Annotated in this window: 9 protein-coding genes; all 9 read left to right on the plus strand. The window is 60.5% G+C overall.

Annotation, left to right across the window (positions count from 1 at the left end; all coding sequences use genetic code 11):
• Positions 1 to 4 precede the first annotated feature (4 nt).
• The 9 genes from nusG to rpsG all read left to right on the plus strand — a co-directional run bounded on the left by nusG (position 5) and on the right by rpsG (position 12,611).
• A complete protein-coding gene (gene nusG / locus PHLH3_RS03330; RefSeq protein WP_111261967.1) occupies positions 5 to 538 on the plus strand; it encodes a transcription termination/antitermination protein NusG in 534 nt (177 codons plus the stop codon).
• A 118-nt stretch (positions 539 to 656) separates the two neighbouring features.
• Positions 657 to 1,088 (plus strand): 50S ribosomal protein L11, encoded by a 432-nt coding sequence (gene rplK, locus PHLH3_RS03335; RefSeq protein WP_173180337.1) that lies wholly within the window; start codon positions 657 to 659, stop codon positions 1,086 to 1,088.
• On the plus strand, positions 1,089 to 1,784 hold the full coding sequence (gene rplA, locus PHLH3_RS03340; protein ID WP_111261965.1) for a 50S ribosomal protein L1: 696 nt from the start codon (positions 1,089 to 1,091) through the stop codon (positions 1,782 to 1,784).
• A gap of 210 nt (positions 1,785 to 1,994) precedes the next feature.
• The gene (gene rplJ / locus PHLH3_RS03345; protein WP_021217010.1) at positions 1,995 to 2,495 is read left to right on the plus strand and encodes a 50S ribosomal protein L10; all 501 of its coding nucleotides are present in this window, start codon (positions 1,995 to 1,997) and stop codon (positions 2,493 to 2,495) included.
• Positions 2,496 to 2,577: 82 nt separating this feature from the next.
• Positions 2,578 to 2,946 carry a 50S ribosomal protein L7/L12 gene (rplL, locus tag PHLH3_RS03350; RefSeq protein ID WP_111261964.1) on the plus strand — a complete coding sequence of 123 codons (369 nt, stop codon included), beginning with the start codon at positions 2,578 to 2,580 and terminating at the stop codon, positions 2,944 to 2,946.
• Between the two features lie 217 nt (positions 2,947 to 3,163).
• The gene (gene rpoB, locus PHLH3_RS03355; RefSeq protein ID WP_173180336.1) at positions 3,164 to 7,237 is read left to right on the plus strand and encodes a DNA-directed RNA polymerase subunit beta; all 4,074 of its coding nucleotides are present in this window, start codon (positions 3,164 to 3,166) and stop codon (positions 7,235 to 7,237) included.
• Positions 7,238 to 7,303: 66 nt separating this feature from the next.
• Entirely contained in the window at positions 7,304 to 11,503 is a 4,200-nt protein-coding gene (gene rpoC, locus PHLH3_RS03360) for a DNA-directed RNA polymerase subunit beta' (protein WP_111261962.1), read from the plus strand.
• A 155-nt stretch (positions 11,504 to 11,658) separates the two neighbouring features.
• Positions 11,659 to 12,030, plus strand: a complete 372-nt coding sequence (gene rpsL, locus PHLH3_RS03365) for a 30S ribosomal protein S12 (RefSeq protein WP_021217014.1) — start codon at positions 11,659 to 11,661, stop codon at positions 12,028 to 12,030.
• A gap of 110 nt (positions 12,031 to 12,140) precedes the next feature.
• Positions 12,141 to 12,611, plus strand: coding sequence for a 30S ribosomal protein S7 (gene rpsG, locus PHLH3_RS03370; RefSeq protein ID WP_111261961.1), 471 nt, complete (start codon positions 12,141 to 12,143; stop codon positions 12,609 to 12,611).
• The last annotated feature ends 13 nt before the right edge of the window (positions 12,612 to 12,624 follow it).

Raw genomic sequence — 12,624 nt, forward strand, 5'->3', positions numbered from 1 at the left:
CGCCGTGGCTAAGCGTTGGTACGTTGTGCATGCCTACTCCGGTTATGAAAAGCATGTAATGCGTTCGCTGGTGGAGCGCGTCAAGCTTGCCGGCATGGAAGATGGTTTTGGCGAGATTCTGGTCCCTACCGAAGAAGTGGTGGAGATGCGGAATGGCCAGAAGCGCAAAAGTGAGCGCAAGTTCTTCCCTGGTTACGTGCTTGTTCAGATGGAAATGAACGAGGGGACTTGGCACTTGGTCAAGGACACTCCTCGTGTAATGGGTTTCATTGGTGGTACCGCCGACAAGCCGGCGCCTATCACCGACAAAGAGGCTGAGGCGATCCTGCGTCGCGTCGCTGATAGCGGCGACAAGCCCAAGCCCAAGACATTGTTCGAGCCGGGCGAAACGGTTCGTGTCATTGATGGCCCGTTCGCGGACTTCAATGGTGTCGTTGAAGAGGTTAATTACGAGAAGAGCCGGATTCAGGTTGCCGTGCTCATCTTCGGCCGCTCCACGCCGGTGGAGCTGGAGTTCAGCCAGGTCGAGAAGGCATAGCTGAAAATAGGCATCCCATACCCCGCAGCCAATGGTTGCGGGGTTTTGTCGTCACTGGGATAAACGCGCAAGCAAACGGGGAGCCTCAGGGCGTTCGAACCCGCAATTGGAGTTATAGATGGCTAAGAAGATTCAGGCTTATATCAAGCTGCAAGTGAAGGCTGCTCAAGCCAACCCGTCCCCGCCGGTCGGCCCGGCTCTGGGTCAGCATGGCGTGAACATCATGGAATTCTGCAAGGCGTTCAACGCCAAGACCCAGGGCATGGAGCCCGGTCTGCCGACTCCCGTGATCATCACTGTCTACAGCGACCGCAGCTTCACTTTCGAAACCAAAAGCACCCCGGCTTCCGTGCTTCTGAAGAAAGCGGCTGGCATCACCAGCGGCTCTGCTCGCCCGAACAGCCAGAAAGTCGGCACCGTTACCCGTGCTCAGCTGGAAGATATCGCCAAGGCAAAACAGGCTGATCTGACTGCAGCTGACCTGGATGCGGCCGTGCGTACCATCGCCGGTTCCGCTCGTAGCATGGGCCTGAACGTGGAGGGTGTGTAAATGGCTAAGCTGACCAAGCGCCAGAAGGCTATCGCCGAGAAAATCGAAGCCGGCAAACAATACGGTTTCGAAGACGCCGCCAAACTGCTGGCTGAGCTGTCGACCATCAAGTTCAAAGAGTCCGTTGATATCTCCATCAACCTGGGCGTTGATCCGCGTAAATCCGACCAGGTCGTACGTGGCGCTACCGTGCTGCCGAACGGCACCGGCAAAAGCGTTCGCGTTGCCGTGTTCACCCAGGGTCCGGGCGCTGAAGCTGCTCTGGCTGCCGGCGCTGACCGCGTAGGCATGGACGAGCTGGCTGCCGAAATGAAGGGCGGCGACCTGAACTATGACGTCGTCATCGCCTCCCCGGACGCGATGCGTGTTGTCGGTCAGCTGGGCCAGATCCTCGGTCCGCGCGGCCTGATGCCGAACCCGAAGGTTGGTACCGTGACTCCCGACGTGGCCACCGCCGTGAAGAATGCCAAGGCTGGTCAGGTGCGTTTCCGTACCGACAAGAACGGCATCATCCACGCCTCCGTTGGCAAGATCGATTTCGAGCCGGTCAAACTGAAGCAGAACGTCGAAGCTCTGCTGGTTGACCTGAAGCGCCTGAAGCCCTCCACCTCCAAGGGTGTGTACGTTCAGCGCGTGACCCTGAGCACCACCATGGGCCCGGGTCTGCAGATCGATCAGGCTTCCCTGGAAGCCTAAGGAATGAAGTCGCAGCGGGTACGCCCGCTGCGCAGGTATTGGGGTCCCTGCCTGGCGGGGGCTATCCAAGACCGTAGGCGGTGAAAGCCTCAAACCGGGAAATCTTTCCCGAGCCTACGCAGATGGTGCTCCCGATTCGTTTACCGAATCAGACACCAAAACGCCGTCCGGCCCCGGCTGGACGAACCGGTAACATCCAGGAGTGAACCCGTGGCAATTAAACTCGAAGACAAGAAGGCCATCGTCGCTGAAGTCAACGAGGCTGCCAAAGCTGCCCTGTCCGCTGTCGTGGCCGATGCCCGTGGCGTGACCGTGGGAGCCATGACCGGACTCCGTAAAGAGGCCCGCGAGGCTGGTGTGTACGTGAAAGTCGTGCGTAACACCCTGGCTCGTCGCGCCGTTGAAGGTACTTCTTTCGAAGTCCTCGGCGACGTGTTCAAAGGCCCGACCCTGATCGCGTTCTCCAACGAACATCCGGGCGCTGCCGCTCGTATCTTCAAGGAGTTCTCGAAGGGTCAGGACAAGTTCGAGATCAAGGCTGCCGCGTTCGAAGGCAAGCTGATCGCAGCTAACCAGATCGACGTACTGGCAACTCTGCCGACCTACGACGAGGCCGTATCGCAGCTGATGAGCGTGATTCAAGGCGCTACCAGCAAGCTGGCTCGTACCCTGGCGGCAATTCGCGACCAGAAGGAAAGCGCTGCTGCCTGATCCAGGCGCGCTGCTTCTTCTACGTAAACTCGTTTAATTCGATGGCCGTTAAAGGCTGTCCATCTATACAGGAATTAGAGTCATGGCTCTGACCAACGAAGACATCATCAACGCCGTATCCGAAATGTCCGTGATGCAAGTTGTTGAACTGATCAAGGCAATGGAAGAGAAATTCGGCGTTACCGCCGCTGCTGCCGTTGCTGCTGGCCCGGCTGTTGCCGCTGCCGCTGCTGAAGAGCAAACCGAGTTCAACATCGTTCTGACCGAAGCCGGCGACAAGAAAGTGAACGTCATCAAAGTCGTTCGCGAACTGACCGGTCTGGGCCTGAAAGAAGCCAAGGCTGTTGTTGACGGCGCCCCGGGCGTTGTCAAAGAAGGCGCTTCGAAAGAAGAAGCCGAAGCTGCCAAGAAGGCTCTGGAAGAAGCTGGCGCCAAAGTCGAGCTCAAGTAAGCGACGACTTTGCGTCTACAGCCCGAGCGACTCGCGCGAGGCTGATGGCTGGTGGCTTATGCCACCGGCCTTTTTCCGTTCTAGGTGGCCGGCGCATGCCTCCACCGGAACGTGAAAAACCACCCGAGAGGTGGCGCAAACCAAGGGGTTTGCACGATTTTCTGGCTACTCCCGTCGGGGGAGCCAAACAAGCAGGTGACCAAGCTGGGGAACGCTGATGGCTTACTCATACACTGAGAAAAAACGTATCCGCAAAGACTTTAGCAAGTTGCCGGACGTCATGGATGTACCCTACCTCCTGGCCATCCAGCTGGATTCGTATCGCGAATTCCTGCAGGCGGGCGCGAGCAAGGACCAGTTTCGTGATATCGGCCTGCACGCGGCCTTCAAGTCTGTATTCCCGATTATCAGCTATTCCGGTAACGCCGCTCTGGAATACGTCGGCTATCGCCTGGGCGAGCCGGCTTTCGATGTCAAGGAATGCGTGCTGCGCGGCGTAACCTTCGCCGTGCCGCTGCGAGTCAAAGTCCGTCTGATCATTTTCGACAAAGAGTCGTCGAACAAGGCGATCAAGGACATCAAGGAGCAGGAAGTCTACATGGGGGAAATCCCCCTGATGACCGAGAACGGTACCTTCATCATCAACGGTACCGAGCGCGTCATCGTCTCCCAGCTGCACCGGTCTCCGGGCGTGTTCTTCGACCACGACCGCGGCAAGACCCACAGCTCGGGCAAGCTGCTGTACTCCGCTCGCATCATCCCCTACCGCGGCTCCTGGCTGGACTTCGAGTTCGACCCGAAGGACTGCGTATTCGTTCGTATCGACCGTCGCCGCAAGCTGCCGGCTTCGGTACTGCTGCGCGCGCTCGGCTACAGCACTGAAGAAGTGCTCGATGCCTTCTATGCGACCAACGTTTTCCACGTGAAAGGCGAGATCCTGCACCTGGAGCTCGTGCCTCACCGTCTGCGCGGCGAAATCGCCGTGTTCGACATCAAGGACGAGAACGGCAAGGTCATCGTTGAGCAAGGCCGCCGCATCACCGCGCGCCACATCAACCAGTTGGAAAAGGCCGGCATCAAGGAACTGGAAGTCCCGCTGGACTACGTTCTCGGCCGCACCACCGCCAAGGCGATCGTGCATCCGGCCACCGGCGAGATCATCGCCGAGTGCAACACCGAGCTGACCACCGACGTCCTGGTGAAGATCGCCAAGGCTCAGGTCGTTCGCATCGAGACCCTGTATACCAACGACATCGACTGCGGTCCGTTCATCTCCGATACCCTGAAGATCGACTCCACCGGCAACCAGCTGGAAGCCCTGGTCGAGATCTACCGCATGATGCGTCCCGGTGAGCCGCCGACCAAGGAAGCCGCCGAGACCCTGTTCAACAACCTGTTCTTCAGCGCCGAACGTTACGACCTGTCCGCCGTCGGCCGCATGAAGTTCAACCGCCGTATCGGTCGCACCGAGATCGAAGGTTCGGGCGTGCTGAGCAAGGAAGACATCGTCGAGGTCCTCAAGACCCTGGTCGACATCCGTAACGGCAAGGGTATCGTCGACGACATCGACCACCTGGGTAACCGTCGCGTACGTTGCGTCGGCGAGATGGCCGAGAACCAGTTCCGTGTCGGTCTCGTGCGCGTCGAGCGTGCGGTCAAGGAACGTCTGTCGATGGCCGAAAGCGAAGGCCTGATGCCGCAAGACCTGATCAACGCCAAGCCGGTGGCTGCCGCGATCAAGGAATTCTTCGGTTCCAGCCAGCTCTCGCAGTTCATGGACCAGAACAACCCGCTCTCCGAAATCACCCACAAGCGCCGTGTCTCCGCACTCGGCCCAGGTGGTCTGACCCGTGAGCGCGCCGGCTTCGAAGTCCGCGACGTACACCCGACCCACTACGGCCGCGTGTGCCCGATCGAGACCCCTGAAGGTCCGAACATCGGTCTGATCAACTCCCTTGCCACCTATGCCCGCACCAACCAGTACGGCTTCCTGGAAAGCCCGTACCGTGTTGTAAAAGGCACCCAGGTGACCGACGAGATCGTCTTCCTCTCCGCAATCGAAGAGGCCGACCACGTCATCGCCCAGGCGTCCGCGACCCTGAACGAGAAGGGCCAGCTGATCGACGAACTGGTGGCCGTGCGTCACCTGAACGAGTTCACCGTCAAGGCGCCGGAAGACGTCACCCTCATGGACGTTTCGCCGAAGCAGGTTGTTTCCGTCGCTGCCTCGCTGATTCCGTTCCTCGAGCACGACGACGCCAACCGTGCACTCATGGGTTCGAACATGCAGCGTCAGGCCGTGCCGACCCTGCGTGCCGACAAGCCCCTGGTCGGTACCGGCATGGAGCGCAATGTCGCCCGTGACTCCGGCGTCTGCGTCGTGGCCCGTCGTGGCGGCGTGATCGACTCCGTCGATGCCAGCCGTATCGTGGTCCGCGTCAATGACGACGAAGTCGAAACCGGTGAAGCCGGTGTCGACATCTACAACCTGACCAAATACACCCGTTCCAACCAGAACACCTGCATCAACCAGCGCCCGCTGGTGCAGAAGGGTGACCAGGTCTCCCGCAGCGACATCCTCGCCGACGGTCCGTCCACCGACATGGGTGAACTGGCTCTCGGTCAGAACATGCGCGTTGCGTTCATGCCCTGGAACGGCTTCAACTTCGAAGACTCCATCTGCCTCTCCGAGCGTGTGGTCCAGGAAGATCGCTTCACCACCATCCACATCCAGGAACTGACCTGTGTGGCGCGTGACACGAAGCTCGGCCCAGAAGAAATCACCGCTGACATCCCGAACGTGGGTGAAGCAGCGCTGAACAAGCTGGACGAAGCGGGCATCGTTTACGTGGGTGCCGAAGTCGGTGCTGGCGACATCCTGGTCGGCAAGGTCACCCCGAAAGGCGAGACCCAGCTGACTCCGGAAGAGAAGCTGCTGCGCGCCATCTTCGGTGAGAAGGCTTCCGACGTTAAGGACACCTCCCTGCGCGTGCCGACCGGCACCAAGGGCACCGTCATCGACGTCCAGGTCTTCACCCGTGACGGCGTGGAGCGCGATAGCCGTGCGCTGGCCATCGAGAAGATGCAGCTCGACGAGATCCGCAAGGACCTGAACGAAGAGTTCCGCATCGTCGAAGGCGCTACCTTCGAACGTCTGCGCTCCGCCCTGGTCGGTGCCAAGGCCGAAGGCGGCGCTGGCCTGAAGAAAGGTGCCGAGATCGATGACGCCTTCCTCGACGGCCTCGACCATGGTCAGTGGTTCAAGCTGCGCATGTCCGACGACGCACTGAACGAGCAGTTGGAAAAGGCCCAGGCCTATCTCTCCGATCGCCGCCAGCTGCTCGACGACAAGTTCGAAGACAAGAAGCGCAAGCTGCAGCAAGGCGACGACCTGGCTCCGGGCGTACTGAAGATCGTCAAGGTCTACCTGGCCATCAAGCGTCGCATCCAGCCGGGCGACAAGATGGCGGGCCGCCACGGTAACAAGGGTGTGGTCTCCGTGATCATGCCGGTCGAAGACATGCCCCACGATGCCAATGGCACCCCGGTGGACATCGTCCTCAACCCGCTGGGCGTACCGTCGCGTATGAACGTCGGCCAGATCCTCGAAACCCACCTGGGGCTCGCGGCCAAGGGCCTGGGCGAGAAGATCAACCGCATGCTCGAAGAGCAGCGCAAGGTCGCCGAGCTGCGCAAGTTCCTCCACGAGATCTACAACGAGATCGGTGGTCGTCAGGAAAACCTGGATGAACTGGGCGACCAGGAAATCCTCGACCTGGCCAAGAACCTGCGTGCTGGCGTGCCGATGGCTACCCCGGTGTTCGACGGTGCCAAGGAACGCGAGATCAAGGCCATGCTGAAGCTGGCCGATCTGCCGGAAAGTGGTCAGATGCGCCTGTTCGACGGTCGTACCGGCAACATGTTCGAGCGCCCGACCACCGTCGGCTACATGTACATGCTGAAGCTGAACCACCTGGTCGACGACAAGATGCACGCACGTTCCACCGGCTCTTACAGCCTGGTTACCCAGCAGCCGCTGGGTGGTAAGGCGCAGTTCGGTGGCCAGCGTTTCGGGGAGATGGAGGTCTGGGCGCTGGAAGCCTACGGCGCTGCCTACACCCTGCAGGAAATGCTGACCGTGAAGTCGGACGACGTGAACGGCCGTACCAAGATGTACAAGAACATCGTGGACGGGGATCACCGCATGGAGGCTGGCATGCCCGAGTCCTTCAACGTGTTGATCAAAGAGATCCGGTCGCTCGGCATCGACATCGAACTGGAAACCGAATAACACGAGACGCCCATACGCTGCGGCTGGTCAAGGCCGGTCGCAGCGGGTCCGTGAGGAGGAAAGGCCTTGAAAGACTTGCTGAATCTGTTGAAAAACCAGGGTCAAATCGAAGAGTTCGATGCCATCCGTATTGGCCTGGCCTCGCCCGAGATGATCCGTTCCTGGTCCTTCGGTGAAGTGAAGAAGCCGGAGACCATCAACTACCGTACCTTCAAGCCGGAGCGCGATGGCCTGTTCTGCGCCAAGATCTTCGGCCCGGTGAAGGACTACGAGTGCCTGTGCGGTAAGTACAAGCGCCTCAAGCATCGCGGCGTGATCTGCGAGAAGTGCGGTGTCGAAGTCGCCCTGGCCAAAGTGCGCCGTGAGCGCATGGGCCACATCGAGCTGGCTTCGCCGGTCGCCCACATCTGGTTCCTGAAGTCCCTGCCGTCCCGTATCGGCCTGCTGCTGGACATGACCCTGCGTGACATCGAACGCGTGCTCTATTTCGAGAGCTACGTGGTGATCGATCCGGGCATGACCACCCTGGAAAAGGGCCAGCTGCTCAACGACGAGCAGTACTTCGAAGCCCTCGAAGAGTTCGGCGACGACTTCGATGCCCGCATGGGTGCCGAGGCCGTTCGCGAGCTGCTGAACGCCATCGACCTGGAACACGAGATCGGCCGCCTGCGCGAAGAGATTCCGCAGACCAACTCGGAAACCAAGATCAAGAAGCTGTCCAAGCGCCTGAAGCTGATGGAGGCCTTCCAGGGCTCCGGCAACCATCCCGAGTGGATGGTGCTGACCGTCCTGCCGGTGCTCCCGCCGGACCTGCGTCCGCTGGTTCCGCTGGATGGCGGCCGCTTCGCGACCTCCGATCTCAACGATCTGTATCGCCGCGTGATCAACCGTAACAACCGCCTGAAGCGCCTGCTCGACCTGGCCGCTCCGGACATCATCGTGCGCAACGAAAAGCGCATGCTGCAGGAAGCTGTCGACGCTCTGCTGGACAACGGCCGTCGTGGTCGCGCCATCACCGGCTCGAACAAGCGCCCGCTGAAGTCCCTGGCCGACATGATCAAGGGTAAGCAAGGTCGCTTCCGTCAGAACCTGCTCGGTAAGCGCGTGGACTACTCCGGTCGTTCCGTGATCACCGTGGGTCCGACCCTGCGTCTGCACCAGTGCGGTCTGCCGAAGAAGATGGCCCTCGAGCTGTTCAAGCCGTTCATCTTCGGCAAGCTCGAAGCCCGCGGCATGGCCACCACCATCAAGGCGGCCAAGAAGATGGTCGAGCGCGAGCTGCCCGAGGTCTGGGACGTTCTCGCCGAAGTCATCCGTGAACATCCCGTACTGCTCAACCGCGCACCGACCCTCCACCGTCTGGGTATCCAGGCATTCGAGCCGGTGCTCATCGAAGGCAAGGCCATCCAGCTGCACCCGCTGGTCTGCGCGGCGTACAACGCCGACTTCGACGGTGACCAGATGGCCGTTCACGTCCCGCTGACCCTCGAGGCCCAGCTGGAAGCGCGCGCGCTGATGATGTCCACCAACAACATCCTGTCCCCCGCCAACGGCGAGCCGATCATCGTGCCGTCGCAGGACGTGGTACTGGGTCTGTACTACATGACCCGTGAGGCGGTGAACGCCAAGGGTGAAGGTCGCGTATTCGCCGACCTGCAGGAAGTCGACCGCGTATTCCGCGCCGGCGAAGCGTCCCTGCACGCCCGCGTGAAAGTCCGCATCAACGAGACCGTGAAGGACAAGGACGGCTCCATCACCAAGAACACCCGTATCGTCGACACCACTGTCGGCCGTGCGCTGCTGTTCCAGGTGGTTCCGGCTGGCCTCGCGTTCGACGTGGTCAACCAGCCGATGAAGAAGAAGGCGATCTCCAAGCTGATCAACCAGTGTTATCGCGTGGTTGGCCTCAAGGACACCGTCATCTTCGCCGACCAGCTGATGTACACCGGCTTCGCCTACTCCACCATCTCCGGTGTCTCGATCGGCGTTAACGACTTCGTGATCCCGGACGAGAAGGCCCGCATCATCGACGCGGCCACCGAGGAAGTGAAGGAGATCGAGTCCCAGTACGCCTCCGGCCTGGTAACCCAGGGCGAGAAGTACAACAAGGTGATCGACCTCTGGTCCAAGGCGAACGACGAAGTGTCCAAGGCGATGATGGCCAACCTCTCGAAAGAGAAAGTGGTCGATCGCGAGGGCAAGGAAGTCGATCAGGAGTCCTTCAACTCCATGTACATGATGGCTGACTCCGGTGCGCGGGGCTCCGCGGCACAGATCCGTCAGCTCGCCGGCATGCGTGGCCTGATGGCCAAGCCGGACGGCTCCATCATCGAGACCCCCATCACCGCGAACTTCCGTGAAGGCCTGAACGTACTCCAGTACTTCATCTCCACTCACGGTGCTCGTAAAGGTCTGGCGGACACCGCACTGAAGACCGCGAACTCCGGTTACCTGACCCGTCGTCTCGTCGACGTGGCCCAGGACCTGGTCGTGACCGAGATCGACTGCGGCACCGAACAGGGCCTGCTGATGACTCCGCACATCGAAGGCGGCGACGTGGTCGAGCCCCTGGGTGAGCGTGTACTGGGTCGAGTGATCGCCCGTGACGTGTTCAAGCCGGGCTCCGACGAGGTCATCGTTCCGGCCGGTACCCTGGTCGACGAGCAGTGGGTCGAGTTCATCGAGCGCGCCAGCATCGACGAAGTGATCGTGCGTTCGCCGATCAGCTGCGAAACCCGCTACGGCATCTGCGCCAAGTGCTACGGCCGCGATCTGGCCCGTGGTCACCAGGTGAACATCGGTGAAGCGGTCGGCGTCATCGCCGCCCAGTCCATCGGTGAGCCGGGTACCCAGCTGACCATGCGTACCTTCCACATCGGTGGTGCGGCCAGCCGTACTTCCGCAGCCGACAACGTCCAGGTCAAGAACGGCGGTACCATCCGCCTGCACAACCTGAAGCACGTCGAGAACCTCAACGGCCATCTGGTTGCCGTTTCCCGTTCCGGCGAGCTGGCCGTTGCCGACGACTTCGGTCGCGAGCGCGAGCGTTACAAGCTGCCCTATGGTGCTGTCATCAGCGTCAAGGAAGGTGACAAGGTCGATCCGGGCGCCATCGTCGCCAAGTGGGACCCGCACACCCACCCGATCGTGACCGAAATGAAGGGTACCGTTACCTTCGTCGGCATGGAGGAGGGCATCACCATCAAGCGTCAGACCGACGAACTGACCGGCCTGACGAACATCGAAGTCTTGGATCCGAAGGATCGCCCGGCAGCCGGCAAGGACATTCGTCCGGCCGTGAAGCTGGTCGACGCCAATGGCAAGGAGCTGCTGCTGCCGGGTACCGACGTACCGGCCCAGTACTTCCTGCCGGCGAACGCCCTGGTTGGCGTTGCCGACGGTGCTCAAGTGGGCGTGGGTGACGTTATCGCCCGTATCCCGCAAGAGACTTCGAAAACCCGCGACATCACCGGTGGTCTGCCGCGTGTTGCCGACCTGTTCGAAGCGCGTCGTCCGAAAGAGCCGTCGATCCTGGCGGAAATCAGCGGCACGATCTCCTTCGGCAAGGAAACCAAGGGCAAGCGTCGCCTGGTCATCACCCCGACCGACGGCAGCGATCCCTACGAAGAGCTGATTCCGAAGTGGCGCCACCTGAACGTCTTCGAAGGCGAACAGGTAAACCGCGGCGAAGTCATCTCCGACGGTCCGAGCAACCCGCACGACATCCTGCGTCTGCTGGGCGTCAGCGCACTGGCCAAGTACATCGTCAACGAGATCCAGGACGTGTACCGCCTCCAGGGCGTGAAGATCAACGACAAGCACATCGAGACCATCCTGCGTCAGATGCTGCGCAAGGTCGAGATCGCCGAGTCGGGTGACTCCAGCTTCATCAAGGGAGACCAGATGGAGCTGACCCAGGTACTGGAAGAGAACGAGCGTCTGGCGACCGAAGATCGCTTCATCGCCAAGTTCGAACGCGTCCTGCTGGGTATCACCAAGGCTTCGCTGTCGACCGAGTCGTTCATCTCCGCAGCGTCCTTCCAGGAAACCACCCGCGTTCTTACCGAGGCGGCGGTCACTGGCAAGCGCGACTACCTGCGTGGCCTGAAGGAAAACGTCGTGGTGGGTCGTCTGATCCCGGCCGGTACCGGCCTGGCCTACCACAGCGAGCGCAAGCGTCAGCGCGAAGCCGGCAAGCCGGTCCGTGTGAGCGCGAGCGAAGTGGAAGCGGCGCTGACCGAAGCGCTGAACTCCAGCGGCAATTGAGTGCAAAGCCCCGGCCGACTTCTGTCGCCCGGGGCTTTGTCTTGACTGGGGGAATTAGTCTCTTTAGACTCATGCACCCCTAAATTTGGCAGGGCATGCGCTCTGCCATTTTGCTTTAGGGCAATAGCGTCGAAAGACAACAGTGGAGCTTATAGATGGCAACTATCAACCAGCTGGTACGTCAGCCGCGCAAGCGTATCGTCGAAAAATCCGACGTTCCTGCGCTGCAGAACTGCCCGCAGCGTCGTGGCGTGTGCACTCGCGTGTACACCACCACGCCGAAAAAACCGAACTCCGCACTCCGTAAGGTTTGCCGTGTTCGCCTGACCAACGGTTTTGAAGTCACCTCCTACATCGGTGGTGAAGGTCACAACCTGCAGGAGCACAGCGTAGTGCTGATCCGTGGCGGTCGTGTAAAAGACCTTCCGGGTGTTCGCTACCACACCGTTCGCGGTTCTCTGGACACCACTGGTGTCAAAGACCGTAAGCAGGGCCGTTCCAAGTACGGTACCAAGCGTCCGAAGTAATTCGGTCCGCTCACTGATTTTCAATTTTATTGAGTCGATAAGAGTAAGGTCGGGCGTAACCGAATGGTTATGGTTCCGGGCTAACCTGAAGACCGTTTGAGGGCTTATCAATGCCAAGACGTCGTGTAGCAGCCAAGCGTGAGATCCTGGACGATCCGAAATACGGAAGCCAGATCCTCGCCAAGTTCATGAACCACGTGATGGAAAGCGGCAAGAAGGCCGTAGCCGAGCGCATCGTTTACGGTGCCCTGGATACCGTCAAATCCCGCAAGAACGCCGATCCCCTGGAGATCTTCGAGAAAGCTCTCGACGCCATCGCTCCGCTGGTCGAAGTCAAGTCCCGCCGTGTAGGCGGTGCTACCTACCAGGTTCCGGTCGAAGTTCGTCCGTCCCGTCGCAATGCGCTGGCCATGCGCTGGCTGGTGGACTCCGCGCGCAAGCGTGGCGAGAAGTCCATGGCCCTGCGCCTCGCTGGCGAGCTGCTGGATGCCTTCGATGGCAAAGGCGCTGCTGTCAAGAAGCGTGAAGACGTGCACCGTATGGCCGAAGCCAACAAGGCGTTCTCGCACTACCGCTTCTAATTACGGCATCCAT

This window comes from Pseudomonas sp. Pc102, assembly GCF_018408275.1.
Taxonomy (GTDB): Bacteria; Pseudomonadota; Gammaproteobacteria; order Pseudomonadales; family Pseudomonadaceae; genus Metapseudomonas; species Metapseudomonas tohonis.

Excerpts from the sequence above, each read along its gene's own strand:
- rplK (WP_173180337.1), top strand. The coding sequence starts at position 657 with ATGGCTAAGAAGATTCAGGCTTATATCAAGCTGCAAGTGAAGGCTGCT.
- rpsG (WP_111261961.1), top strand. The coding sequence starts at position 12,141 with ATGCCAAGACGTCGTGTAGCAGCCAAGCGTGAGATCCTGGACGATCCG.
- rpoB (WP_173180336.1), top strand. The coding sequence starts at position 3,164 with ATGGCTTACTCATACACTGAGAAAAAACGTATCCGCAAAGACTTTAGC.
- rplL (WP_111261964.1), top strand. The coding sequence starts at position 2,578 with ATGGCTCTGACCAACGAAGACATCATCAACGCCGTATCCGAAATGTCC.
- rplA (WP_111261965.1), top strand. The coding sequence starts at position 1,089 with ATGGCTAAGCTGACCAAGCGCCAGAAGGCTATCGCCGAGAAAATCGAA.
- rpsL (WP_021217014.1), top strand. The coding sequence starts at position 11,659 with ATGGCAACTATCAACCAGCTGGTACGTCAGCCGCGCAAGCGTATCGTC.